The sequence below is a fragment of the Arthrobacter sp. Y3221157 genome (assembly GCF_059089865.1).
Genome location: NZ_JBNHFD010000053.1, coordinates 1 through 25794, shown reverse-complemented (window position 1 = coordinate 25794; position 25794 = coordinate 1). Strand labels below are relative to the sequence as shown.

General features: G+C 65.5%; 21 protein-coding genes, 1 tRNA gene, 1 rRNA gene and 1 riboswitch. Of the genes, 14 read left to right on the top strand and 9 right to left on the bottom strand.

Annotated elements, in window-relative coordinates; genetic code table 11:
- Nucleotides 1–110: 110 nt before the first annotated feature.
- The 3 genes from rrf (at nt 111) to AC5RTT_RS13570 (ending at nt 1113) form a co-directional block, all read left to right on the top strand.
- A 5S ribosomal RNA gene (gene rrf / locus AC5RTT_RS13580) occupies nt 111–227 on the top strand.
- A gap of 153 nt (nt 228–380) precedes the next feature.
- A complete protein-coding gene (locus AC5RTT_RS13575; RefSeq protein ID WP_494145637.1) occupies nt 381–872 on the top strand; it encodes an SRPBCC family protein in 492 nt (163 codons plus the stop codon).
- A 94-nt stretch (nt 873–966) separates the two neighbouring features.
- Nucleotides 967–1113 (top strand): N-acetyltransferase, encoded by a 147-nt coding sequence (locus AC5RTT_RS13570; RefSeq protein ID WP_494145636.1) that lies wholly within the window; start codon nt 967–969, stop codon nt 1111–1113.
- Here the strand turns inward: AC5RTT_RS13570 and AC5RTT_RS13565 are convergent, their stop codons facing one another.
- Both AC5RTT_RS13565 and AC5RTT_RS13560 read right to left on the bottom strand, forming a co-directional pair.
- Nucleotides 1114–2169, bottom strand: a complete 1056-nt coding sequence (locus AC5RTT_RS13565; RefSeq protein WP_494145635.1) for a LacI family DNA-binding transcriptional regulator — start codon at nt 2167–2169, stop codon at nt 1114–1116. It abuts the gene before it with no gap.
- Nucleotides 2170–2171: 2 nt separating this feature from the next.
- Nucleotides 2172–3905 (bottom strand): glycoside hydrolase family 13 protein, encoded by a 1734-nt coding sequence (locus AC5RTT_RS13560; RefSeq protein ID WP_494145634.1) that lies wholly within the window; start codon nt 3903–3905, stop codon nt 2172–2174.
- Nucleotides 3906–4099: 194 nt separating this feature from the next.
- On the opposite strand from AC5RTT_RS13560, the gene AC5RTT_RS13555 reads away from it, so the two are divergent.
- Nucleotides 4100–5476: an FAD-binding oxidoreductase gene (locus tag AC5RTT_RS13555; protein WP_494145633.1), complete on the top strand. Its 1377-nt coding sequence runs from the start codon at nt 4100–4102 to the stop codon at nt 5474–5476.
- Here the strand turns inward: AC5RTT_RS13555 and AC5RTT_RS13550 are convergent.
- From AC5RTT_RS13550 to AC5RTT_RS13535, 4 genes are all read right to left on the bottom strand, one after another.
- Nucleotides 5473–6888, bottom strand: a complete 1416-nt coding sequence (locus tag AC5RTT_RS13550; protein ID WP_009359149.1) for a DUF4032 domain-containing protein — start codon at nt 6886–6888, stop codon at nt 5473–5475. The two genes, AC5RTT_RS13555 and AC5RTT_RS13550, sit on opposite strands and share 4 nt — an antisense overlap.
- Nucleotides 6889–6996: 108 nt before the next feature.
- Nucleotides 6997–8079 carry an ABC transporter ATP-binding protein gene (locus AC5RTT_RS13545; protein WP_013599924.1) on the bottom strand — a complete coding sequence of 361 codons (1083 nt, stop codon included), beginning with the start codon at nt 8077–8079 and terminating at the stop codon, nt 6997–6999.
- Nucleotides 8080–8297: 218 nt separating this feature from the next.
- Entirely contained in the window at nt 8298–9131 is an 834-nt protein-coding gene (gene otsB / locus AC5RTT_RS13540) for a trehalose-phosphatase (RefSeq protein ID WP_494145632.1), read from the bottom strand.
- A complete protein-coding gene (locus tag AC5RTT_RS13535; protein ID WP_494145631.1) occupies nt 9121–10623 on the bottom strand; it encodes an alpha,alpha-trehalose-phosphate synthase (UDP-forming) in 1503 nt (500 codons plus the stop codon). The genes otsB and AC5RTT_RS13535 overlap by 11 nt, the downstream gene beginning before the upstream one ends.
- A gap of 179 nt (nt 10624–10802) precedes the next feature.
- Between AC5RTT_RS13535 and AC5RTT_RS13530 the strand changes: the two genes are divergently transcribed.
- The 5 genes from AC5RTT_RS13530 to AC5RTT_RS13510 all read left to right on the top strand — a co-directional run bounded on the left by AC5RTT_RS13530 (nt 10803) and on the right by AC5RTT_RS13510 (nt 16313).
- Nucleotides 10803–11678: a DsbA family protein gene (locus AC5RTT_RS13530; protein ID WP_494145630.1), complete on the top strand. Its 876-nt coding sequence runs from the start codon at nt 10803–10805 to the stop codon at nt 11676–11678.
- Nucleotides 11679–11854: 176 nt separating this feature from the next.
- Nucleotides 11855–11931 (top strand) — tRNA-Thr (locus AC5RTT_RS13525).
- Nucleotides 11932–12319: 388 nt separating this feature from the next.
- On the top strand, nt 12320–12742 hold the full coding sequence (locus AC5RTT_RS13520; protein ID WP_494145629.1) for a ChaB family protein: 423 nt from the start codon (nt 12320–12322) through the stop codon (nt 12740–12742).
- Nucleotides 12743–12878: 136 nt separating this feature from the next.
- Complete coding sequence (locus tag AC5RTT_RS13515) at nt 12879–15047, top strand: elongation factor G-like protein EF-G2 (RefSeq protein WP_494145628.1); 2169 nt, start codon at nt 12879–12881, stop codon at nt 15045–15047.
- Nucleotides 15048–15059: 12 nt separating this feature from the next.
- Nucleotides 15060–16313, top strand: coding sequence for an MFS transporter (locus AC5RTT_RS13510; RefSeq protein ID WP_494145627.1), 1254 nt, complete (start codon nt 15060–15062; stop codon nt 16311–16313).
- A gap of 39 nt (nt 16314–16352) precedes the next feature.
- On the opposite strand, the gene AC5RTT_RS13505 is transcribed toward AC5RTT_RS13510, so the two are convergent.
- Nucleotides 16353–16700: a hypothetical protein gene (locus tag AC5RTT_RS13505; RefSeq protein ID WP_494145626.1), complete on the bottom strand. Its 348-nt coding sequence runs from the start codon at nt 16698–16700 to the stop codon at nt 16353–16355.
- A 264-nt stretch (nt 16701–16964) separates the two neighbouring features.
- On the opposite strand from AC5RTT_RS13505, the gene AC5RTT_RS13500 reads away from it, so the two are divergent.
- A complete protein-coding gene (locus tag AC5RTT_RS13500) occupies nt 16965–17267 on the top strand; it encodes a DUF4193 domain-containing protein (RefSeq protein ID WP_494012238.1) in 303 nt (100 codons plus the stop codon).
- 229 nt (nt 17268–17496) lie between these two features.
- A complete protein-coding gene (locus tag AC5RTT_RS13495; RefSeq protein WP_494012233.1) occupies nt 17497–18048 on the top strand; it encodes an AMIN-like domain-containing (lipo)protein in 552 nt (183 codons plus the stop codon).
- Between the two features lie 82 nt (nt 18049–18130).
- Here AC5RTT_RS13495 and AC5RTT_RS13490 read toward each other — a convergent pair whose 3' ends face one another.
- Nucleotides 18131–19687 (bottom strand): APC family permease, encoded by a 1557-nt coding sequence (locus AC5RTT_RS13490; RefSeq protein ID WP_494145625.1) that lies wholly within the window; start codon nt 19685–19687, stop codon nt 18131–18133.
- Between the two features lie 222 nt (nt 19688–19909).
- Here AC5RTT_RS13490 and AC5RTT_RS13485 point away from each other — a divergent pair, with 222 nt between their 5' ends.
- Entirely contained in the window at nt 19910–20389 is a 480-nt protein-coding gene (locus tag AC5RTT_RS13485) for a Dps family protein (RefSeq protein ID WP_494145624.1), read from the top strand.
- A gap of 96 nt (nt 20390–20485) precedes the next feature.
- Here AC5RTT_RS13485 and AC5RTT_RS13480 read toward each other — a convergent pair whose 3' ends face one another.
- Nucleotides 20486–22048 carry an MFS transporter gene (locus tag AC5RTT_RS13480; RefSeq protein WP_494145623.1) on the bottom strand — a complete coding sequence of 521 codons (1563 nt, stop codon included), beginning with the start codon at nt 22046–22048 and terminating at the stop codon, nt 20486–20488.
- 86 nt (nt 22049–22134) lie between these two features.
- On the opposite strand from AC5RTT_RS13480, the gene AC5RTT_RS13475 reads away from it, so the two are divergent.
- A complete protein-coding gene (locus AC5RTT_RS13475) occupies nt 22135–22671 on the top strand; it encodes a TetR/AcrR family transcriptional regulator (RefSeq protein ID WP_494145622.1) in 537 nt (178 codons plus the stop codon).
- A 92-nt stretch (nt 22672–22763) separates the two neighbouring features.
- Nucleotides 22764–22860: riboswitch (glycine riboswitch) on the top strand.
- A 193-nt stretch (nt 22861–23053) separates the two neighbouring features.
- Nucleotides 23054–25794: aminomethyl-transferring glycine dehydrogenase (gcvP, locus tag AC5RTT_RS13470; protein ID WP_494145621.1), on the top strand; the 2741-nt coding region annotated here is incomplete at its 3' end.

Here is a 25794-nt window from a genome sequence, read left to right as displayed (position 1 = left end):
GGTTACACGGAACCAACCAATAACTGAATACAACACCACCACTGCCCCTCAGGGGCAGGATGTTGTAACCACAGATTTCCCCACCCCTTCCAGGGTGCGGGTAGAAGGGTTACGGCGGTCATAGCGTGGGGGAAACGCCCGGTCCCATTCCGAACCCGGAAGCTAAGACCCACAGCGCCGATGGTACTGCACCCGGGAGGGTGTGGGAGAGTAGGACACCGCCGGACAACACATCACGGTCGAGGCCCCAACCACAGGTTGGGGCCTCCCGCATTTAACACACAAACCACCAAACCAAACTCCCTGAAGGCATCCGGGGAAGTGACGGGGTGTTGGCGGAAGCATCTGTTGGTTTAAAGACCCCGGTAGAGTTGATCACCATGAACAGCCTCTTCAGCCATGGCCAGGACCCCTGGGAAGACGACAGCCAGCCCGCCTCGGATCTGCTGGAGCCTGTGGTGCATACAGTCGTGGTGCCGGGGACCATAGCCCATGCCTTCGCCGGCTTCACGGACCATACACACTTGTGGTGGCCGCTGGAAGCCCATGGCGTTTACGGGGCTGACTCCTATGTCGAGTTCGAAGAGAACCTCATTCTTGAGACTGCTGACGACGGCCGAACGAGCATCTGGGGAACGCTTGATGACTGGCAGCCGCCGTTTTCCTTCCACGCCACGTGGCATCCCGGCACCACTGCCATGTGGTCCACTGAACTCCTCGTGGTATTCAAAGCTGTGGATGAGGGAACAGAAGTCCGTGTATTCCATGACGGGTGGGAAGGCGCCGAGGACCCCGCTGCAGTCCGTGCTGAATACGCCGACGCCTGGCCGGAGATCCTGGCAAGGTATGCCCGGTTCATGGGGGCTGAATGACCGAAATCCGTCGCCTGGAAGATGGAGACGTGATGCTGCGCCGTTGTATCGCAGCAGCCAAGGATGAACTGCAGGCGGACCTGCTGAGCTTGGAGTGCATGAGGACAATGTGCGGGCCCAGCGCTTCTACCTGCGCCATGGCTTCAGGGACTCAGGAAGGCGTAAGCCCTACCCGCTGAATCCGGCTGCCAAGGAGCCGGTGATGGAACTGCAGCTCAAGCCCAAAGCTGACGGGGAGTAGCTACAGCGTCCGAGTAGAAATCTGTGCTGGCGGGACCGCCGTACTCGTCCGGATGATGAACTCCGTGGGATATTCGTGGTCGGTGGCACTTTGTCCCGCACCGCCGTCGGACTTCTGCCCGCCATCGCCCAGCAAGTCGAGGGCCGTTCGTGCCGCCAGCTGACCCTGCCCCCGCGGATCCTGGCTGATGGTGGTCAGCCCGAACGTCTCGCCAAGCTCATGCCCGTCCATGCCCACCACGGAAAGATCGTGCGGAACCTGCAGGCCGAAGTCACGTGCTGCGAGGATGACGCCGACAGCCATCTCGTCAGAAGCCGCGAACACGGCAGTAGGCCGTTCCGCTGCCGTCCCCAGCATGCGGCGTGCGCCCGCATAGGCTCCGTGGATGGTGAAATCGGCCGGTACCTGCCATTCCCGGCGAAGTGGCAGGCCCGCAGCCGCCATCGCCTTTTCGAAGCCGCCGCGGCGGATTCCCGGCAGCTTGAAGTCCCGGTCCAGTTCCGCGTCACCCGTCATGTGCGCAATCCGGGTGTGGCCCAGCCGGATGAGGTGGTCGGTGGCCTCCCGCGCCAGCCGCTCATCGTCAATACGGATGGTGGACGCGCCCGGCAGCGCTCCGCCGATCCCCACGATCGGACGGTGGACAGCCAAGAGCTGCCGGATCTCCTCTTCACTCAGCACCAATGCCACCGCGATCACGGCGTCCAGGCGCTTCCGCAGCAGGAAGTCGTTGAGCACGCTGCTGCGCCGTTCAGGCTGCTCGCCAACGTTATACAGCGTGAGGTCGTAGCCGGCATCCAGCAGGGTCTCCGAGACTCCCTCTACTACCGAGGAGAAGTACCACCGGTGCACATGCGGCACCACAAGCCCGATGTTGTGGTTGCGCCCCGAAGCGAGGCTGGAAGCGTGGTAGGACGGGACAAAGCCCAGCTCCTGCGCAGCCTCCTGGGCAAGCCGGCGGGCACGCGGCGACACGTTGGCTTTCCCGCTCAACGCCCGGGACACGGTGGCCACGGACAGGCCCGCTTTGGCTGCTACCTCCTTGATGCCCGCCATGCTCAATCTGCTGCGGCGCCGGGTCCAAGCTGGATCCAGGCAGTCTCGCCCGAGGCGAGGTGCGTACCGGACTCCGAGGGAAGGCTGCGGACGATGACCTGCCCGGCGGGCAATTCCAGTGGCTCGTGGTTGAGGTTCATAAGCACCAGCGTAGTGCCGTTGACATACCCGAGTGAGGAACCGGTGCACCAGTCCTCTGCCCAAGCGAGCGAGCCCCGGCCCAGGTCCAGGTCCCTCCGGATCCGAAGGATGTTCCGGTACAGCGCGAGGTGCGACGACGGCGAAGCAGCCTGGACGTCGCGCGCCAAGGCCGGGAACGAGGGCGGAAACGGCAGCCAGGGGGTGTCTCCGGCACCAAAGCCGAGGTGCTTGTCCGCGGCACGCCACGGGAGCGGAACGCGGCAGCCGTCACGGCCCAGGCGCTCTCCGCCGGTCCGCGCGAAAGTGGGGTCCTGCCGCTGGTGCTCGGGGATGTCGACGCCGTCGGGCAACCCAAGCTCTTCACCCTGGTACAGGTAGGCCGCACCCGGCAGTCCCAGCATGAACAGCGAAGCGGCAGCTGCCCGGCGGCGCCCTAGTGCGGTGTCCGGCTGGGGATCAGCGGGGCCAATCCCGTCCCCGTCACGAGGCCCCGGCCCGTTGTAGCCGAAGCGGCTGGCATGCCGGACGACGTCGTGGTTGGACAGGACCCAAGTGCTTGGGGCGCCAACGGCGTCCAGCGCCACCAGCGAGTCCGTGATCACCCCGCGCAGCCGGTGGACGTCCAACCCTGCATGCAGGTACGGGAAGTTAAAGGCCTGGTGCATCTGGTCCTCCCGTACCCAGTTCGCCAGCCGCGGCAGCGGATCAACATTGGCCTCGGCGCAGAGGATGCGGTCCGGCCCGTACTCGTCCAGGACCCGGCGCCAGTGGCGGTAGATGTCATGCAGGGCCGGCTGCCCGAACATCGGTGCTTCATGGCCCGGGAACCCGTCGCTGCTCCCGCCGTCCGCCCGTCCGCCCCAGGCCGGAAGCCCGGGAGCCTTGACCAGGGCGTGGGCAACGTCCACGCGGAACCCGGAGACGCCGCGGTCAAGCCAGAACCGGAGGACGCGTTCAAACTCGTCATGGACGGCCGGGTTGTCCCAGTTGAAGTCGGGCTGGGAGGAATCGAAGAGGTGAAGGTACCACTGGTCCGGCTGGCCGTCCGGGCCGGCCACCCGGGTCCAGGCAGGCCCGCCGAAGTGGGACTGCCAGTTGTTGGGCGGCTCATGGCAGCCGGATCCGGTGCCGTCGCGGAAAATGAACATCTCCCGCTCCGGGCTGCCGGCGGGCGCCGCCAGGGCAGCCTGGAAAGCGGGGTGCTGGTCGGAGCAGTGGTTGGGAACCAGATCCACGATAACCCGCAGGCCCAGCCGGTGGGACTCGGCCATCATGACGTCGAAGTCGCCAAGGGTGCCGAAAATCGGGTCCACATCGCAGTAGTCACTGACATCGTAGCCCGCATCGCGCTGCGGAGAGCGGTAGAAAGGCGACAGCCAGACCGCGTCCACGCCGAGGTCCGCCAGGTGCGGAAGTTCCTCGGTGATGCCGGCAAGGTCGCCTATGCCGTCGCCGTTGAAGTCGCGGAAAGACCGGGGGTACACCTGATAGATCACGGCTGAGCGCCACCAGCCCGGGAGGGCGTCCGCGGCGTGGATGAGTGTCAGCGGGCCGGCATCGAGTGTAGTGCTGGGGATCACAGTTTCGACAGACATGGTTGACAGCTTAGACAAGGAGAAGGGAAAAATGAAAACGCTTCCAGAATCTTACGGCAGCATACTGTCCGCCACGAGGGCATTGCTGCAGGTCATTACTGGAAACGCTTGCAGCGATGTAGGAATACGTTACGGAGTGCGTGCGCGGGTGCCCCTAGACTGAGGAGACAAATTCGGCGCCGGATGGAGGCCCTGTGGGCAGCGTGCTTGATGAACTTGAGGGCATGCTCGCCCCTGGGCAGGTTGACGTGAGAGAGGCCGCGCTCCGCCGGTACGCCGTGGACCAGGCGCCTATCATCGACTTCCACCTGCCACTCGCCGTCGTTTTCCCGCAATCCGTTGCGGACGTCCAGGCCGTGGTGCGCGCCTGTGCGGCCAGGGGTGTGGCGGTGGTGGCCCGGGGAGCAGGGACCGGAGTGTCCGGAGGCGCCCACGCCACGCGCAATTGCGTTGTCATGTCACTGGAGCGGATGGACCACATCCTTGCACTAAACCCGGACGACGAAACGGCACTCGTGGAACCCGGAGTGATCAACGCAGTGCTCAACGAGGCTGCTGCCGTGCATGGCCTGATGTACGCACCGGACCCAGCGAGCTTCCGCACGTCCACAATCGGCGGCAACGTGGCCACGAACGCGGGCGGGCTGCGCTGCGCAAAGTACGGGGTCACCAGGGACTCGGTGCTGGCCCTCGACGTAGTGCTTGCGGACGGTTCCCTTCTCCACACCGGCCACCAGACGTTCAAGGGCGTGGCGGGCTATGACCTGACGGGACTGTTTGTCGGCTCGGAAGGGACGCTGGGCATTGTGGTCGGCATTACCGTGCGGCTGAAGTACCTGCCCCACGAGGTGCACACGGTGGCAGCCTTCTATCCCGACTTCCGGATGGCTGCCGCGGGCGTCCTGGCGGTAGGCAAGGCGCGGGTCCAGCCCGCCATAATGGAACTGCTCGACGGCGGCACGTTGGCCCAGCTGGACGACGTCCATGGGTCGAACCTCACCGCACGGGGTGGCTCCCTGCTCCTGGTCCAAACGGACGGGTTCGGCGCCGGTGCTGAGGCGGAGGTGGTGCGCACTGTTCTGCGGTCCGGTGGTGCGGTAGTCACCGCGGAAGCCAGCGCCGAGGCTGAACGGCTGGTGGAGCTCCGGCGGCACAGCAGGGGCGCGGAGGTTGACGATGAGTACCGGGTGGGGGAGGACGTGGCCGTGCCGCGTTCGCGCCTGGTGGATTACATCGGCGCGCTGGAGGCCATGTCGGTCCGCCACAACGTGAACCTCAAAGTGGTGGCCCACGCCGGGGACGGCAATCTGCACCCCACCTTCTGGATCGAGCGGGACGGCAGCGGCGTGGATCCCGGCGCGATGGAGCGGCTCCAGCGGGCCCTGGACGAAAGCATTACGGCCGCCCTCGACATGGGCGGCACCATCACGGGCGAACACGGGGTGGGTCAGTACAAGCTGCGGTGGCTGGGGCAGGAGCAGCCGGAGCCGCTGCAGCAGCTACAGCGCAGGATCAAGGAACTGTTCGACCCCGAGGGCATCCTGAACCCGGGTAAAGCGATCCTGCCTTAGTCGTCCGCGTCCGGGTATTCGTCGATGGACTCCTCGTCGCCATACCGGGACTCCTCGGTCTCCACCTCGAGGATTTTCAGCAGCCCGGTGTCCGGGTTCAGCATGATGGCTGCCTCATCCCGGCGGTGGCGCAGGATGGAGTCAATGTAGGACTGCACCGCCTCGGCCAGGGGGATATGGCGTTCCTGCTTCTCGGACATGTACCAGCGGTGTTCCAGGACCTCGTGGACCACCTCCGCCTGTTCCAGCTTGCCCGACATGTCACGCGGGATGGAACGGACGATCGGCTCGAAAACCTGGCTGACCCACAGGTGCGCACTGTATTCCTCATCCATGTCGGGGTTGTTGTCAGCCCGGAAGGAGTCCATGTCGTTGAGCAGGCGGCGCGCCTGGTTCTCCTGCGCGTCCAGGCCGGTGAGGCGGAGCAGGCGCCGCTGGTGGTGCCCGGCGTCCACCACCTTCGGCTGCAGCTGGATGGTGGAGCCGTTCTGGGTGGTCTTGATGGCATATTCCTCGACGTCGAAGCCGAGTTCGTTGAGGCGGCGGATGCGGGCACCCACGCGCCAGCGCTCGCCGAGTTCGAAAGACTCCTTCTCGGTCAGCTCGGCCCAGAGGCGGCGGTAGCTGTCCATGATGAGTTCACTAGTGGCCACGGGGTCCACCTTTTCCTCGATCAGTCCGCCGTCCAGGAGGTCCATGAGTTCGCCGGCGATGTTGACCCGTGCGATTTCAAGATCGTATTCGCGCTGGCCGGTGGAGAGGTCCGGGTACAGCTCACCGGTTTCCGCGTCCACCAGGTAGGCGGCAAAAGCGCCGGCGTCGCGGCGGAACAGGGTGTTGGAGAGGGACACGTCGCCCCAGTAGAACCCGATCAGGTGCAGCCGCACCAAGAGCAGCGCCTGGGCGTCGATGAGGCGCGTCAGGGTGTCCTTGCGGAGCATCTGGGAGAACAGCGCGCGGTACGGCATGGAGAACTTGAGGTGCCGGGTGACCAGGACCGGGTTAAGTGGCCGGCCGTCCGGGGTTGCGCGGCCGGTAATGACCGCCACCGGCTCCACGCAGGGCACGTCGAGCCGTGCCAGCTTGCGAAGCATGTGGTATTCGTGCCGGGCCACGTGCTCCGAGGTTTCCTTGATGGCGATGACGGAGCCGCCGAGGTGGGCGAAGCGGACGATGTGCCGGGAGATACCGCGGGGGAGGGCAGCGAGGTATTCGGCCGGCCAGTCTTCCAGGGCAATGTGCCAGGGCAGGTCCAACAGTTCGGGATCGGCAGCAGCCGCGGTGATATTGAGCGAGGAGACCGAGGCGGCTTTCCCGTCGTCGGCACTGGCGGCCACGAAGCGCGGCAGTTTTCCGATCTGCGCGTAGTCGGTGGGTTCGTCGTGCCACTGGGCGCTGTATTCCTCGGTCATGGTTCAATTCTTCCGTACTTGGCGGTGGGCGGCTAAATTGCCGGCAGGCGCAGTTAAAGGCCGACGGCGGCCCATCCGTAAGGAGGGCCGCCGTCGGTTAGAGCGGGATCAGTCGCCGAGGCGCAGGCCGGTCTTGGTATCGAACAGGTGCACGTGGCCCGACTGCGGACGGACGTAGATGGATTCGCCCTTCATCGGAGGGCGGCGGCCGTCGACGCGTGCCACGATGTCGTGGTCCTTGCCGTCCAGCGTGGTGTGGCCGTAGACGTAGGCATCGGCGCCGAGTTCTTCGACGACATCCACCTCAACCTTCAGGCCCTCGCCGTGCGGAGCGGTTTCCAGGTCTTCGGGGCGGCTGCCGAGGGTGACGGTGGAGCCGTGTGCCTCTTCCAGGACGTCGCGCGGCACGGGGTAGACGGTGCCGCCGAACTGGACACCGCCGTCCACGACGGGCAGTTCCAGCAGGTTCATGGCGGGGGAGCCGATGAAGCCGGCAACGAAGACGTTCTTGGGACGGTCGTAGAGGTTGCGCGGGGTGTCAACCTGCTGCAGCAGGCCGTCCTTGAGCACAGCCACGCGGTCACCCATGGTCATGGCCTCGACCTGGTCGTGGGTCACGTAGACCGTGGTGACGCCGAGGCGGCGGGTCAGCGACGCGATCTGCGTACGGGTCTGGACACGCAGCTTGGCGTCCAGGTTGGACAGCGGCTCGTCCATGAGGAAGACCTGCGGGTTACGCACGATGGCGCGGCCCATGGCAACACGCTGGCGCTGGCCGCCGGAGAGTGCCTTCGGCTTGCGGTCCAGGTACTGCTCGAGGTCGAGGAGCTTTGCTGCTTCGCGGACGCGCTCGGCGCGCTCTTCCTTGGAGACGCCGGCGATCTTGAGGGCGAAGCCCATGTTGTCGGCCACAGTCATGTGCGGGTACAGCGCGTAGTTCTGGAACACCATCGCGATGTCGCGGTCCTTCGGCGGAACATCGGTGACGTCGCGGTCACCGATCAGGATGCGGCCGGCGTTGACGTCCTCGAGGCCTGCGAGCATGCGCAGGGAGGTGGACTTACCGCAACCGGAGGGTCCGACGAGGACCAGGAATTCGCCATCGGCGATGTCGATGTTGAGCTTATCGACGGCGGGCTTATCTGTGCCCGGGTACAGACGCGTAGCGTTGTCAAAAGTAACTGTAGCCACAGTTATCAATCCCTTCACCGGCAGGTACGTGCCGGACGATCCGTTGTGAATGGTTCATGTTTGTTCAGTTTTGTGCTGCAAGGTGGACTGCGGACTGGCCGCAGTGCACCGAGTGACGCCGCACGGTGTCTGTGCGCCACATCACAAGCAAGAGTATGTCAGACGCGTTGTTTATTGTTGCAAATGTTACGGACGTCACATGTCGCCTTGGACACCCTTTACTCCGGCGCCCCGTCCGGATCCTCTTCCGCGACGGCCAGGCTCCGCTCCTGCAGCAGCGCCTCAAGCAGCTCCGCAACGTGCATCGGCGCCTCCACGCGGTACTGCGCCTGGGTGAAGTCCAGGCCCACTTTCACGCCCACATCGCCGGGCTCCAGCCGTGCCAGCGCGTCTTCGTCAGTGGTGTCATCCCCGGCGAACAGGACTGCCGTGGCGCCTGTTGCCTGCCTCAGGAATGTGACGCCTTCGCCTTTCGAGGCGTTGACGACGGATGTCTCCAGGACCCGCTTGCCGTCCTTCAGGAACACGCCCTTCCGGTCCTGCAGCAATGAGCGTGCGGCAGCTACCGCGTCCGCGGCGACGTCGTCCGCCGCCTGGCGCGTGTGCAGCACCACGCCTGCCGGCTTGTCCTCGAGCATGGTTCCGGGAGCCTCGGCCACAATTTCCGCGAGGAGGGCGCGGACCTCGGCCAACAGTGCCGTCTGCTGTTCATCCAGTGTGAGCCCTCTGGAGCCGGGCCCCAGCCAGGCTTCCGCCCCGTGGCTGCCGATGAGTAGTGAGTCCACCGGCGGCGAAGCGACGGCGCGCAAGCTGGCAAGGGCCCGGCCTGAGATGAGGGCCGTCGTCGTCCGCGGCAGCGCGGCGAGCCCAGCGAAGGCGGCGGCCGCGCACGGCAGGGGGCGCGCGTCATCGGCGTGCGCCACTATCGGCGCCATGGTCCCGTCGAAGTCCATGGCCACCAGCAGATGTTCGGTGCCGGCCACGCGCCGGACGGCCTGGCGGAGCTCCGGGGACAGCGCCAGGTAAGTTCCGGTGCGGCCGTCAGGAGTCATCGCGGACCACCTTTTCGTTCAGGGCCCGGAGGAAATCGGCGGACCAGGCATCCACGTCGTGTTCAAGAATCTGCTTCCGCATGGCGCGCATCCTCCTGGCAGCATCGCGGGGAGGCAGTTCAACGGCACGCATGATGGTGCTCTTGAGGCCGTCGATATCGTGCGGGTTCATTAGCAGGGCCTGCTTGAGCTGGTCGGCGGCACCGGCAAATTCACTGAGGACCAGGGCGCCGTCGTTGTTGGTCCGGGCGGTGACATATTCCTTGGCCACGAGGTTCATGCCGTCCCGCAAGGCGGTGACCAGCATGACGTCGGCGGCCAGGTACAGGGCCACCATTTCCTCTACCGGGTAGCTGTGGTGCAAGTAGCGGACGGCGGTGTTTTCAATGGTGTCGTAGGTGCCGTTGATGTGCCCCACCGTGCCCTCCACCTCTTCGCGCAGGAGGCGGTACTGTTCCACGCGCTCACGGCTGGGGGAGGCCACTTGGATCAGGGTCGCGTCGCCCACCTTGAGCTTGCCGTCGGACAGGAGCTCCTCGAATGCCTTGAGCCGGTGCCGGATGCCCTTGGTGTAGTCCAGCCGGTCCACGCCGAGCAGGATGGTCTTGGGATTTCCCAGGTCCTGGCGGATCTGCCGTGCCCGCTCGATGATCTCCGGCCGGGCGGCAAGTTCGCTGATTTGCTGGACGTCAATGGAGATGGGAAAAGCCTGTGCCCGGGCAATGTGGGTGATTTGGCCGTCCTGGCCTTTGACATGCACCTGTTGCTGCTTGACGCTGGCACCCAGGAACCGCCGTGCCGAGCGCATGAAATTCCCTGCGTCGCTTACCCGCTGGAAGCCCACCAGGTCGGCGCCGAGGAGGCCGTCTATGATTGCGTGCCGCCAGGGCAGCTGCGCGAAAATCTCCGGTGGCGGGAAGGGGATGTGGTTGAAGAACCCGATCCGCAGGTCCGGCCGGGCCCGGCGCAGCATCCGGGGGACCAGCTGCAGCTGGTAGTCCTGCACCCACACCGTGGCGCCCTTGTCCGCGTGGCGGGCGACGGCGTCAGCGAACCTCTGGTTGACCTTCCGGTAGGTGTCCCACCACGTGCGGTGGAATTCCGGCGGGGCGATGACGTCGTGGTAGAGCGGCCAGAGGGTGGCGTTGGAGAACCCCTCGTAGTACAGCTCCACGTCATCGGTACTGAGCTGGACGGGCACCAGGTCCATGCCGCCGTGGCTGAAAGGCTCTACCGTTTCGTCCGGGGCTCCGTGCCAGCCCACCCATGCGCCGTCGGTCTTGGTCATCATTGGGGCCAGCGCTGTGACGAGGCCGCCCGGCGAGCGGCGCCAGCCCGAGCCGTCATCCCCGCTTTCGCCGGGTGCGCAGCGGTCGACGGGCAGCCTGTTGGAGACCACCATGAAGTCGTATTTCGTCTCGCCGCCATGGCTGCTGCCGGCGGCGCCGGCTGCAGCTGTAGCGGCGGGTTTTTCCTGGACGGGTGTTTGCATTGCGGCCCCCTGGGGTTGCTTGTGCCTCTTTCCCCACCCTAACGGGAGGGAATCATCGGTGCTATTCGTCCGTTGGTCAAGCCCGATAAATACTTGAAGAGGCAAGCTCTCAGGTTTCTCCCCTAAAATGGGGGTGTGCCACGAAGTGGACCCCCTACGTCGATCGACCCAAGGAACACATGAGCCCTGCAAACGAAGTACGCAAGTCCAAGGCTGAGCGAACCGCGGAGGCGCGCGAGAAAGCGCGCTTGATCCGGGAAGCCCAGGTCAAGAAGGACAAGCGCAACAAGCTGCTGATCGGCTGGGGTATCGTGGCGGCGGTGGTGGCCATCCTTGCGGTCGTGGCCCTGGTGGCTACCACCAGCATCCGGCAGAACACGCCCATCGCGGACCAGGGCCCGGTGCCCGCCAACGGCAACGTCAACGGCGGTGTAACGCTGCTGGCCAACACCGAGGTGAAGGCCACGGATTCGGCCACGGTGGACATTGCCAACCTTCCGGCCAAACCCGACGCCCTGCCCAACCCGGTGGTTGCCCCGGGCGCTGAGGCCGAGGAAGGCCAGCCGGTGAAGGTCGTGGCCTACATCGACTTCATCTGCCCCGTCTGCAAGCGCTTCGAGGACACCTACAACGACGCGCTCACCGGGCTCCGCAACGAAGGCAAGATCTCCCTTGAATACCGGCCGCTGGGCTTCCTGGACCGCCAGTCCAGCACCAACTACTCGTCCCGCGCAGCCAACGCCGCCGCCTGCGTAGCTGACCAGGCGCCGGACAAGTACGCCGAATACGTCGACGTCCTGTTCACGAACCAGCCTGCCGAAGGCGGAGCGGGCCTCTCGGACGACAAACTCAAGTCCCTCGCCAGCGAGATCGGAGCGGACATCAACAGCTGCGTGGACGACAAGACTTTCCGCCCCTACGTGAAGTACTCCACGCAGCTGGCGTCCAACACCGGCATCACCGGCACCCCCACCATCTTCATTGACGGCAAGCAGTGGGACGGCACCACCGACCTGAATGCCGACATCCAGGCCGCGATCGACGCGAAGGCCTAGCACCGGCCCGGCTGTTGCCACAAGGGGCCCGGGTCCCGGAACGTCAAATTGTTCCGGGACCGGGCCCCTTGCTGTCCCATTCAGGTATGGCCTGCCTCGCCGCCGGCGTTTTTACCACCGGCGGGAGTTGGGCTAACCTTATCTAGCGCCGTCACGGCGCCCGCCCGCGAGGGCACGCCTCCTTAGCTCAGTTGGCCAGAGCACCGCTCTTGTAAAGCGGGGGTCGTCGGTTCGAATCCGACAGGGGGCTCCAAAAAAACCCGCCACAGCGCCGGGTCCCGGCTCCCGAAAACCCTGCGAGCGCAAGCGGCCTGCAGCTCCACCTCGGCCGTCGTCTGGATCAGAGCAAGGAGTTTGGGATCCAGCCCGGGCGGATCCCTCGCGGGGTTCCGAAATCCAGTAACACGTTCTGGAGTCCCTGGTCCGGCCGCTTCTTCACTTCCGGAAACTGTTCTTGCCGGAATTGTTCCGCCTTCGTTTTTGGAATGGGAGGACCTTGCCCCAGTTCACGCCAGGGCTTTCGAGTGCCTTGGCGAAGGAGTGGCAAAGGTTCGCTGAAAACTCGGGGGCAGCTCCCGGACGGGTTTAAGCTGGTGTCATCTTCAAATAATCAGCCTGCTGATAAAAGGAGGACGGGTGCCATGCCCAAGACCGGGAAAAACGATCACGCACGCAAGGACGAACTTCCGTCAACGCTGCAGCGCTCGGAGCAAAAAGCCCAGGACACGTTCGCCAAGACCTACGATTCCGCGTTGGAGTCCTACGGCAACGATGAGAGCCGGGCCGCCCGCGCCGCCTACGCATCCCTTAAGCACAGCTACGAGAAGGTGGGGGACCACTGGGAACCCAAGGGCAAGAAGGGCCCGTCCGACGAGCGGGCCGAGGAGGGCGTCAAATCCTCCAAGCCCACCGCCGGGGGAGTGGATGCCAATGCTTCCAAGGAGCACTTGCTCCAGCTCGCCAAGAAGCTGGACGTCAAGGGCCGTTCAAAGATGGACAAGGGCGAACTGGTCAAGGCACTCCAGAAGGCCAATGACGCAGCCACCCGGAAAGCCAGGCAGTAGCCTCTCTGCGCGCCTGCCGTGACATGGCACACCGCAGGTTCCGGAGCGCTGGCACTCTTGCCGTAACGCGTCCCAGGGTGTCGAATCAGAGGACACGTTAGGACGGGTTGCAGGGCAAAGACGCCAGGAGGATCCCATGTCGGTCAAAGGCACGAAGGACACAGCGAGGACATCCGGCGGCCGGACCGGCCCGGAAGCACGCCGCTCGGACGGGTCTGCCGGAATTGCCGCCGAGGAGCCGGCCAGAATCCGCAACATCGCACTGGTAGGCCATTCGGGCGCGGGCAAAACGATGCTCATTGAAGCGCTGCTCGCCGCCAACGGCGTCATCACGCGGAAAGGGTCCATCGCCGACGGAACAACGGTCAGTGATTTCGATCCTGCCGCTGTCCACCAGCAGCGCTCCGTCACGCTCTCGCTGGTTCCCCTGCTGGTGGACGGCATCAAGGTCAACCTGCTGGACACTCCCGGCTACCCGGACTTCATCGGCGAGATGCGCGCGGGGCTGCGTGCCGCGGATGCTGCCCTCTTCGTCGTTTCGGCCGTCGACGGGATCGACGCCACCACCACTGCCCTGTGGGCGGAGTGTGAGCAGGCGAGGCTGCCACGCGCCGTCGTGATTACCCGGACGGACCACCCGCGCGCTGATTACGACGGCGCCCTCGCCGAGTGCCGGAAGGCGTTCGGGGAGGGCGTCCTTCCGCTCTACGTCCCGGTCCGGACGGGCGGGGACGTCACCGGGCTCCTGGGGCTTTTGTCCAGGACCGTCACCGATTATTCGGCTGGGGAGATACCAGGCTCCCGTGAGGCGGACGCGGGCGAACTGGCAGGCGTCGAGGCAGCCAGGGGCGAGCTGATCGAGGGGATCATCGCCGAGAGCGAGGATGAGACCCTGATGGACCGCTACCTGGGCGGTGAGGACATCGACACCGGGGTTTTGATCGACGACCTGGAAACAGCTGTTGCCCGGAGTTCGTTCTTTCCGGTCCTTCCAGCGTCGGCGCTGACGGGCCTGGGCACCGCAGAACTGCTGGAAGTGCTGGTCCGCGCGTTCCCGCCGCCCACGGAGCGCGGCCTGCCGGGGGTGACCGACCTGGCGGGACAACCGGAGGGGTCGCTGGCCTGCGACCCCGCCGGACCGCTGGCCGCAGAGGTGGTCCGGACATCCATCGACCCGTTCCTCGGACGGATCTGCCTTGTCCGGGTCTTTTCCGGGACGTTGCGTGAAGACTCGCCGGTGCATGTTGGCGGACACGGGCTCGCGGACCGCGGCCACCAGGACCATGACACCGACGAGCGCGTCACCCACATTTACTCGCCGCTCGGGGCAACCCTGCGGCCGGTGCCGTACTGCGTGGCCGGGGACATGTGTGCGCTGGCCAAATTGGGAAGCGCTGAAACGGGGGACACCATTTCCTCCCGGGACAAGCCCCTGATCCTCGCAACCTGGGAAATGCCCGAGCCGCTGCTTCCAGTGGCGGTGGAACCGGACTCCCGCAGCGACGAGGATGCGCTGGCACGAAGCCTGGGCAAGATCGCGGCCGGCGACCCCACCCTTCGGGTGGAACGGAACGCCGAAACACACCAGCTGGTCCTGTGGGTGATGGGCGAAGCGCACGCCGAGGTGGTGCTGGACCGGCTTCGCGAGCAGGGCGTGAAGCTGCATACGGTGGACGTGGTGACCCCGCTTCGGGAAACCTTCGCGGCACCCTCGGCCGGGCATGGCCGCCATGTGAAGCAGTCAGGCGGCCATGGGCAATATGCCGTCTGCGACATTGAGGTGGAACCGCTCGACCGCGGCGGGGGCTTCGAGTTCCTGGACAAAACGGTTGGCGGGGTGATCCCCGGGACCTTTATCCCGTCCGTGGAGAAGGGTGTCCGCGCACAGATGGAGAAGGGGGTATCGGCAGGCTTCCCAGTGGTGGACGTACGGGTGACGCTGGTGGGCGGCAAGGCGCACAGCGTCGACTCCTCCGACGCCGCCTTCCAAGCCGCCGGCGCACTGGCGTTGAGGGAGGCTGCTGCAGCGGGAAGAATCCAGCTCCTGGAGCCGGTGTCATCCGTGGGTATCACCGTTTCGGACGAGCACGTTGGTTCCGTCATGAGCGATCTGTCCGGGCGGCGGGGAAAGCTGACCGGAACCACCTCCACCGGGGACGGGCTGACTGAAATCAGCGCCGAAGTGCCGGACCAGGAACTGCTGCGCTACGCCGTCGAACTCAGGGCCCTGACCGCCGGAACCGGCCGGTTCACCCGTCGCTACCTGCGGCACGATCCTGTGCCCGCCAGCTTCAGCCCCTCCTAAGCCTTTCCCCCGATGAACGCGGCCGCACGGAAGATCCAGCGGGTCTACCTGACGCTGACACTAGGCAACACCCTTGCAACATCCTTCATCTGGGGGATCAACACCCTCTTCCTGCTCGATGCCGGACTCAGCAACCTCGAAGCCTTTGCCGCCAACGCCTTTTTCACGGCCGGCATGGTGCTCTTCGAGGTGCCTACGGGCGTCGTCGCGGACAGCTGGGGCCGGCGGGTGTCATTCCTGCTCGGCACCATCACCCTGGCTTCGTCCACATTCCTGTACTACCTGCTCTGGCAGTGGTCAGCCCCGTTCGGGTGGTGGGCTGTTGTCTCCGTGCTGCTGGGGCTCGGGTTCACCTTCTTTTCCGGCGCAGTGGAAGCCTGGCTGGTGGACGCCCTGCATTTTTCCGGCTACGACGGCGGGCTGGAAGCGGTGCTCGGGCGGGGGCAGATGGTGTCCGGGGTGGCCATGCTGGGCGGTTCCGTGGCAGGCGGCGTGATCGCCCAGGCCACCGACCTGGGGGTGCCGTTCCTGATCCGCGTGGGCGTCCTGGTGGCCATGTTTGCCGTGGCGTTCCTGCTCATGCACGACGTCGGCTTTACCCCGGAGCGGTCGCCGCACCCCCTGCGGGCAACCCGATCGGTCCTCAAAGCTTCGATCGACGGCGGTTTCAAGCATCCGCCGGTGCGGTACATCATGCTGGCAGCCCCGTTCACCGAAGGCGTTGGCTTTTATGTGTTCTACGCCCTGCAGCCCTACCTGCTCCAGCTGTTCGGGGATCCCCGGGCCTACGCCGTTGCGGGGCTGGCGGCTGCCATCGTGGCGGGAGCGGACATCCTGGGCGGGTGGATGGCGCCCCGCGTCCGGAAGCGGGTCCGCAGGCGCACCACCGTGCTGATCGTGAGCAACGTGGTCAGCTCATTGATCCTGGTGGTGCTGCTGTTCACCACGGTTTTCTGGTTGGCCCTGGTCCTGTTGGCCCTATGGGCAGTGGTGGGCGCGGCAGGCACACCGGTGCGCCAGGCGTACCTGAACGACATGATTGCGTCGAAGCAGCGCGCAACCGTCCTCAGCTTCGATTCCCTGATGGGCTCCAGCGGCGGCGTGGTGGTGCAGCCCTTGCTCGGCCGGAGTGCGGACCTCTACGGCTATCCGGCATCACTGGCTGTCAGCGGCGTGGTGCAGCTGCTGGCCGCGCCGTTCATCCTGCTCAGCCGCCGGCAGCGCTCGCAGGCGGACACGGCGTCGGACCTGACCGCAGCACCCTAACCGTAGACCGCAGGCAGTCCGGACCGAACCGCCGCAGCCTCAGTCCCCGTCCATCAGTTCAAGCAGCTTGCGTGCCGCGTCCGGGATGTCGTCGTGGCCGTACTGGGCGGCCCTTCCCTCGAGCGAGATGACCGCGCACCGGTGCACCTTGCTGAAGTCCCCGTAAGGAAAGCTGACGCTGCCCTTGGTGCCCTCCGTCTTTTCGTCATCCCGGCCCAGGTGCCACGCTGCGAAGTCCTTGAAGCCGTGCTTGTCGATGAACGAGTTTTCCTGGTCCGTGGACGGGGCATGCTCGCTCCAGTCATCCCGGATATCCCGTTGGACCCTTCCTTCCTTGATCAGCCTGCGCGCCTGCTCAAGTGCCGTCCGGTTAAGCTTCGCTGCCATGGTGCCTCTCCTTCACGTGTGCTCCGGCTGCTGGGGCCGGGCGCGCTTTCAGCGTAGGACCGCGCCCGGCAAACCGCCACGGGTTAACGGCTGCGAGACGGGCGGGAAACGTCGGCCAAGAGCGCGCCCTGCAGGGGAATCCGCGGCAGACGCCGCGTGATTGTCCGATGGAACACACTATTGCGCCGGTGACGCGATCATGCCCTAAACTGCTTCACTGAGGTGCCGGAAATGGCGCTGCGCAGCAACGAAAGTGAACAGGCTATGGCTACCGATTACGATGCTCCACGCAAGCAGGAAGAAGAGTCTCCGGCTGACTCGCTCGAGGCCCTCCAGGCGTCACGTGGCGGCAATGCGCAGACCGCGGTCATTGACGTCGATGAGAACGACACCGCCGAAGGTATCGACCTGCCCGGCGCCGACCTGTCAAACGAGGAACTGACCGTCATTGTTGTTCCCGAGCAGCAGGACGAATTCACCTGTTCATCGTGCTTCCTGGTCCGCCACCGGTCACAGGTGGCGCTGGAAAAGAACGGCATGAAGTACTGCATCGAGTGCGAAGGCTGACCCCCGTTCTGCAGCAGTCCGGCGGCCGTTACCGCCGGTAACGGGATGATGCAGAAACGGCAGCGGAAGGGTCAAGAAAGGCCCGGAATGAGCGCCGTTTTTATGGCCTCTTAATGCTGGCCGCGGCAGACTAACGGTTGCGCGCCGAAGCGGCCACAAGCCTCGTTTCGTATGCATGAGGCTCCTAGTCTTGAGCTATCCAATCGCTCCTTCCTTGGGTGGCTCCACAATGAAAAAACTCTCCATCTGGCTCACGGCTATCCTTATGGCCGTCGGCCTGGGAATCCTGGTTCCGGGGCCCGCCTCGGCAACCACCTCGTATTGCGGACTGGTCTGGGGGTCCCTGTCCAAAGCTGACGACACGTTCAGCAAAGCATCAGTCACCAATGTCCGGACCGGGCAGCACTACTGCTTCGACCGGATGGTGGTGGACCTCAACGGCCCTGCAACGGGTTATAGCGTGCGCTATGTCCCGCAGGTGGTCCAGGACGGTTCCGGCTTCACGGTCCCTGTCCGGGGCGGCGCCCGGCTGCAGGTCAGGGTGAATGCCCCCGCCTATGATCCGCAAACCGGGCAGCCCACGTATAACCCGGGCAACCAGGCGGAACTCTCGAACGTTGCCAACTACCAGACCTTCCGCCAGGTGGCCTGGGCCGGCAGCTACGAGGGGTACACCAACATCGGCCTCGGCGTCCGTGCCCGCCTTCCGTTCCGGGTGTTCACCCTGGACGGCCCTGGTTCCGGCTCCCGCCTGGTGGTTGATGTGGCGCACTTCTGGTGACGCGTCCGCCGTCGTAAGGCAAAAAGGTGCCGTGCCCCCGGATCCGGGGGCACGGCACCTTTTACGTGCGGACTGCAAATTCCTACTCGGGGACCACCAGGGCAGGGGTGTCCTGCTTCAGGGTTTCGCCGCGGAAGAAGCCGGGCCGCACCTTGGCCATCACCAGCATGAAGACCGCACCCAAGGCCAGGATCCCGACGCCCAGAATGAAGACCAGGCCGACGCCGAAGACCTCCGAACCGCTGCCGAACTCGGGCGCGAGGCTGTCCACGGCGGTCTGGAAGAACACCACGAACAGGCCCACTCCGCCAAGCACCGGGCACAGCAGCCGCAGGATGAAGTTGCGGGCGCTGCTGAAGACGCTGTGCCGGAAGTACCAGGCGCAGGCCAGCGCTGTCAGGCCGTAGTAGAAGCAGATCATCAGGCCCAGCGACACGATGGTGTCGTTGAGGACGTTCTCGCTGACCACATGCATGACGGCGTAGAACCCGGCAGAAACGAGGCCTGCAATGACGGTGGCGAAGCCCGGCGTCGCGAACTTCCTGCTGACCTTGCCGAACCGCTCCGGCAGGGCGCCGTAGTGCCCCATGGCCAGCAGGCTGCGCGCGGGGGACATGAAGGTGGACTGCAGGGAGGCGGCTGAGCTGGACAGCACGGCAAGGGACATCAGGATGGCGAACGGGCCCATGATGGGGGAGGCGAGGGCTGTGAAGATGTTCTCGTGGTTGTCCTCATTGTTCAGCCCGTTGCCCGTATCGCCGAGTCCGGCGAACATCATGGTGGCGATGCTGACCAGGAGGTAGATGGCAAGGACAATGATGGCGGTCAGCGTACCGGCCACACCTGCTGTCTTCTTGCCGTTGGCCGTTTCCTCGTTAAGCGTCAGGCAGACGTCCCATCCCCAGTACACGAAGATGGACAGTGAGATCCCGGCGGCTATCTGGCTGAAGGTTTCGACTTTGGTGATGTCGAACCACTCCCAGCTGAAGGGGATGGCCGTTTCGGAAGCGGACCAGTTGGCGAACGCCATGGCCACGAACAGTCCAAGGACCAGCAGCTGGAAACCCACCAGCCCGTACTGCACCAGCTTGGTGGCGTGCAGGCCGCGGTAGCTGACCCAGACGGCCAGGGCCACGAACACGAAGCAGGTCAGGACGTTGATCGCCTTGTTGTCGGCAAGGTCCGCCAATTCGGCGGAACCTGTGAGCTGCGACAGGAAAAGGTAGAAGAAATCGACGGCCACGCCCGCGAGGTTGGACAGGACGATGATGTTGGCGGCGAGCAGGCCCCAGCCGCCCATCCAGCCCACCCAGGGGCCGAAGGCCTTGGTAACCCAGGTGAAGGTGGTACCGCTGTCCGGGGAATCGGCGTTGAGTTCCCGGTAGGCGAGCGAGACCAGGATCATGGGGATGAACCCGACCAGGAAGATGACAGGCAGCTGGAGGCCGACTTCATTGACGGTGGGGCCCAGTGCGCTTGTGAGGGTGTAGGCGGGGGCAATGGTGGAAATACCAAGGACGACGACGGCGAGGAGGCCCAGCTGCCCGCTCTTCAGTCCTTTGGCGCTGATTCCGCCGCTGCCCGAGGGTTGGTTGCCGGAGCCGGCTGACGACGTACTGGTGCGGAGCGTCTCTGTCATGGCACCACTTTCTGAAGACTCTATGATCACGATCACTATATGAATGACGTTCATTTAGTATGGGGGCGGGAAGGCCGGAGCGCAAGGGGCAATATGAATCACATTCGTTTATGACCGGCACCACTCCAGTTAGTAAGCTCACTGAGAAATTCTTGTCCGGGCCCTTTCGGCCTTTCGCGGGGCTGGTAGCGTCGCAAGTACTGGACCACTCGAGGAGGACTGATGAAAGCTTCACCGACCCTGACCAACAACCTGCAGGCCGTGCTCACTGACCTGATTGAACTGCACATCCAGGGCAAGCAGGCGCACTGGAACATCGTTGGCACCAACTTCCGGGACCTCCACCTGCAGCTTGATGAGATCGTTGATGCCGCGCGGCAGTTTGCCGATGACACGGCCGAGCGCATGCGCGCCCTGCATGCACTTCCGGACGGCCGCAGCTCCACTGTGTCCGGGTCCACAAACCTGGCGCCGTTTCCCGAGGGCTTGATCAGCACCAAGGATGCGATCGAACGGATCGTGGCCGCCCTCGAGGCGGCCGTGGGCACCATGCGCAAGGTCCATGACGAGGTGGACGAGGAAGACCCCACCAGCGCGGACCTGCTGCACGAGTTCATCCTCAAACTGGAGCAGTTCGCCTGGATGGTGAACGCCGAAACCATGAAGCCCACGGCCAGCGTGACCGCCCCGGATTCCAAGTAGCCCGCCGGCGCGGAACGCAGGCACGCAGCAAGCGCCCGGCGTCGGAGGTTCAACTCCGGCGCCGGGCGCTTTTTGCTGTGGCGTGACACTGCCGCCTTATGTGGCTGTTGGGACTTTGCGAAGTACGACGGCGGCGAGGACTGCCGCCCCAGCCATCAGTACCAGCCCGATTGCCGCGGTGACGTGGACGCCGGAATCGAAGGCTGCCGCCGCAGCATGCCGGACGGCGTCAGCCAGGGGTGCCGGCAGGGCGGCAGCCACATCCATGGCGCCGGCGAGGGTTTCGCCCGCGTTGTGGATGGCGCCCTCGGGTGCCGACTCCGCCAACGCGGCCGGCAGCCGGAGGTTGTGCTGGTAGGAAGCGGTCAGGATCGAGCCCAGCACCGCAGTGCCCAGGAGGGCACCAACTTCGTAGCCGGTCTCAGAAATGGCGGCGGCGGCACCGGACTTCTCCGGCGGCGCTGCCCCCAGGATCAGGTCGTTTGAGATTGTCTCGGCCGTACCCACGCCCAGGGCAAGGACCAGTAGGGCGGCCAGCAGAAGCGAGGGGCCGCCGTCGTGGTTTCCGAAGGTGACCACGCTGTAGCCCGTGGCGCTGAAGGCCAGCCCGGCGGCCACCACGAACCCCGGCCGCACGCGCCGCACGAGCGGCACCACGGCCAGCCCGGCCACCACCGTGGCCACAAGGGCCGGGATCATTGCCATGCCCGCTGCCGAAGGGGACATGCCCTCGAGCAGCTGCAGGTGCTGCGCCAGGAAGAGGATGAAGCCGTTGAAGGAAAACAGGGCCAGGACGTTGGCCGTAATGGCCATGCTGAACACCCTGTTCCGGAACAGGGACATATCCAGCAGCGGACTTGCCAGCCGCAGCTGCCGGCGCACGAAGACCGCACCCATGGCCAGGCCGAAGGCGATACCGGCGATGGCTGCCGGGCCGGCGCCTTCCGTGGCCAGTTCCTTGATGCCGTAGACCAGGGGGACCATCACCAGCAGGGACAGTAGGATGCTGGGCACGTCCACGCGGCCGGGGGCGGGGTCCTTCGACTCCGGGATGAAGGCCGGGCCGAAGGCCAGGAGGGGCAGCATGAGCGGCACGGCCACCAGGAACACCGCGCCCCACCAGAACTGCTCCACCAGCCACCCGCCAAAAATCGGTCCCAGGGCCGCCCCGCCGGAGAACCCGGCTGCCCAGATGGCTACCGCCAGCCTGCGGCGGCTGGGCTGCGGAAAGATGTTGCGGATCAGGGAGAGCGTAGACGGCATCAGCATCGCGCCAAAGAAGCCAAGGGACGCCCGGCCGGCGATCAGCCAGGCGGGGCTTGGGGTGAAAGCCGTGGCCGCGGACAGGGCGGCAAAGCCGATACTCCCGATGACCAGCAGCTTCCGCCGGCCAATGCGGTCGCCGAGGCTGCCCATGGACACCAGCAGGCCGGCGAGCACCAGGGGGTAGGCATCCACGATCCACAGGAGCTGGACGCCGGTGGGTTCCAGGGCTCGGGCGATCGCGGGCAGGGCAAAGGTGAGGGCGGTGTTGTCCACGGCAACCAGCAGGACCGGGAACATCAGTACGCCCAGGGCGAGCCAGTCGCGCCACGGCGCCCGGGTCGGGCCGCCGGCGGGGGCCGTCGGGATCCTGGTGGTGGCAGCGGAAGTTGTCATGAAATAACTATACCGTCCAGACGGTACAGTTACGAATCCTCGACCGGGTTGGAGAGGCTGCCGCCGCAAAAGGCATGATTAGACGCATGCCCCGAAAGCCCGTAGCCCGTGAAGCGGTCCTTGACGCCTTTGAAGCCCTCCTGATTGAGGTGGGTGAGCGCGCGGCAACCCTGGATGCCGTTGCGGCGAAGGCCGGAGTGTCCAAAGGCGGGCTTCTGTACCACTTCCCCAACAAGGAAGCCCTGATCCAGGTGCTGCTGGACCGGCTTGACGGGCTGGCAGGAGCCGACGCCGATGCCATGGCAGCTGCCGGGGAAGGGGCTGCGGCCTACTTCATCCGGTCTTCCGTCTGGGCAGACACTCCGCTGGACCGGGCGATCGTCGCCGCAACCCGCCTGGCGGAGGTGGCGCACGAGGAGACGCGCCGCCGGTTCGCAGCGATCCAGCAGCGCTGGCTCGACGAGATCGCGGCCGACGTGGGCCCGGCGCTTGCCAAAGCAGTGCTGTACATGGGGGACGGGCTCTACTTCAACGCCATGCTGTCTGTGGGGCCGGTACCGCCGGACGGAGCGGCCGCCGATGTGGACGAATTGCTGGCAGCCCTGGAGCGCCTGCGGCGGTAGCCGGCCATTTGCCCCAGCCGCTGCGGCGTAGGACAATTAAGCGCTGTGGGAGCCGCCAGCGGCTTCCCGCGACAATCCAAATAAATAGCCTTTGATCTGCGGCGGGAGAGTTCTGCCGAAAGTACAGCAGGCGCCGTAGGAGCAAACCCTCCCCAGGAATCTCACAGGCCCATGTACCGCCGCGGCGAGGCACCTCTGGAAAGCAGCAGGCAGTCCGCCTGGGTAACCCGTTGAGCGGGAGCCTTGGGCTGTTGTGTTCACCGACGGTGCAAGCGGGGCCACGCGCAAGCTGGCAACGCGGAAACTCTCAGGTCCAATACAGAGCGGGGAGGAACCCGAATCGCTGCGGCGTACCCTGCGCCGCCTGAATTATGGAGTTCCTGTGACTGCTTCCCCGGTTTCCGCCACCTTTGTTGATCGGCATATCGGCGCTCGCCGCCAGGCTGACGTTGACACCATGCTCAAGGCCGTCGGCTATGACAGCGTGGATGCGCTCGTGGACAAGGCGGTTCCCAAGGACATCCGGCAGGACACCCCACTGACGCTGTCGCCCGCGCTGAGCGAGGTTGAAGCGCTCGCAGAACTGCGCAAGCTTGCGGCGAAGAACAAGACCGCGGTCCAGATGATCGGCCAAGGCTATTACGACACCCTGACGCCGCCGGTGATCCGCCGCAATATCCTGGAGTCCCCGGCCTGGTACACCGCGTATACCCCATACCAGCCTGAGATTTCGCAGGGCCGGCTTGAAGCGCTGCTGAACTTCCAGACCATGGTCCAGGACCTGGTGGGGCTGCCCATTGCCAACGCCTCGCTGCTCGATGAAGCCACGGCGGTGGCCGAGGCCGTCCTGCTGATGCGCCGGGCCAACAAGAACAAGGACGCCAAAGATGGCAAGACCGTCCTCGACGCCGACTGCATGCCGCAGACCATCGCCATCGTCAAGGGCCGTGCCGAGGCGCTGGGCTTCGACGTGGAGGTCGCCGATCTATCCGCAGGCCTGCCGGACGGTGCCATCAACGGCATTGTCCTCCAGCAGCCCGGCGTGTCCGGCCGGGTGTGGGACCAGTCCGGCGTGATCGCCGAGACGAAGGAACGCGGCGCGCTGGTCACCGTTGCTGCCGACCTGCTCGCCCTGACCCTGATTACGCCTCCGGGCGAGCAGGGTGCGGATATCGCTGTTGGCTCCGCCCAACGTTTTGGTGTCCCGCTGTTCTTCGGCGGCCCGCACGCGGCCTACATCGCCGTCCAAAAAGGCTTGGAGCGTTCCATGCCCGGCCGCCTGGTCGGCGTGTCCAAGGACGACGCCGGTGTCCCCGCCTACCGCCTGGCGCTGCAGACCCGCGAGCAGCACATCCGCCGCGAGAAGGCGACCTCCAACATCTGCACCGCGCAGGCACTGCTGGCGATCGTCGCGTCCATGTACGCCGTCTACCACGGCCCCGAGGGCCTGAAAGCGATTGCCCAGACCGCCAACCGCCATGCCCGCACGCTGGCAGCTTCACTGAAAGCCGCGGGACTCGATGTCCTGCACACCTCCTTCTTCGACACCGTCACTGTCCGCGTACCCGGCAACGCGGCGGGCATCGTTGCAGCTGCCGAGGAGAAGGGCATCAACCTCCGCGGCATCGACGCCGACACCGTGGGCATCTCCGTGGACGAAACCACCACGACGGCGACCGTCGCCGGCGTCGTCTCCGTCTTCGGCGGGGAGGCAGTGGGATCAACGGGGTCATTCGCACTGGACCCCGCGGTTGAGCGGACCTCGGATTTCCTGCAGCATCCGGTGTTCAACACCCACCGGTCCGAAACCCAGCTGCTGCGCTACATCCGCAAGCTCTCTGACCGTGACCTTGCGCTGGACCGGACCATGATTCCGTTGGGCTCGTGCACCATGAAGCTGAACGCCACGGCCGAGATGGAGGCCATTTCCTGGCCGGAGTTCGCTTCGATCCACCCGTTCGCCCCGGATTCGCAGACTGAGGGCTGGCGTGAACTGATCGCAGGCCTGGAAGCGGACCTGGCCGAGATCACCGGCTATGACCAGGTGTCCATCCAGCCCAACGCCGGGTCCCAGGGCGAGCTCGCCGGCCTGCTGGCGATCCGGGGCTACCACCGTTCCCGCGGCGAGGGCCAGCGCAATGTCTGCCTGATCCCTGCCTCGGCGCATGGTACCAACGCCGCGTCCGCGGTGCTCGCGGGCATGAAGGTCGTGGTGGTGGCCACCGCACCCGACGGCACCATCGACCACGCGGACCTGTACGCGAAGATCGACGCCCACAAGGACGTCCTGTCGGCGATCATGATTACCTACCCGTCCACCCACGGCGTGTACGACGGGGACGTCCGCGAGGTCTGCGACGCGGTCCACGCCGCCGGCGGACAGGTCTACATCGACGGCGCGAACCTCAACGCCCTGGTCGGTTTGGCGCAGCCGGGCAAGTTCGGCGGCGACGTGTCCCACTTGAACCTGCACAAGACCTTCTGCATCCCGCACGGCGGCGGCGGACCCGGCGTCGGACCCGTCGCAGCCAAAGCCCACCTGGCACCCTTCATGCCCGGGGACGCCACCAAGGCAGCCCACGAAGAGGGTCATGGCGTAGCAATTTCCGCGTCACGCTTCGGCTCCGCCGGGGTCCTCCCCATCTCCTGGGCCTACGTGAAGCTGATGGGCGGCCACGGCCTGACCGAGGCCACCAAGTCCGCGCTGCTGGCGGCGAACTATGTGGCGTCCCGGCTGAACGAGTACTTCCCGGTGCTCTACACCGGTGAAGGCGGGCTGGTGGCGCACGAGTGCATCCTGGACCTGCGCGACCTGACCGCGAAGACCGGGGTCACGGCCGAGGATGTGGCCAAGCGGCTGATCGACTTCGGTTTCCATGCCCCCACCCTGTCCTTCCCCGTGGCCGGGACGCTGATGGTGGAACCCACCGAGTCCGAGGACCTGGCCGAGATCGACCGGTTCATCGAAGCGATGATCACCATCCGCAAGGAAATCGACCAGGTCGCCAACGGCGACTTCACCGTTGCCGACTCGCCGCTGCGCCGGGCACCGCACACGGCAGCCGCCGTCGTGTCCTCGGACTGGGACCGCGCCTACCCGCGGGAACAGGCCGCCTTCCCCGT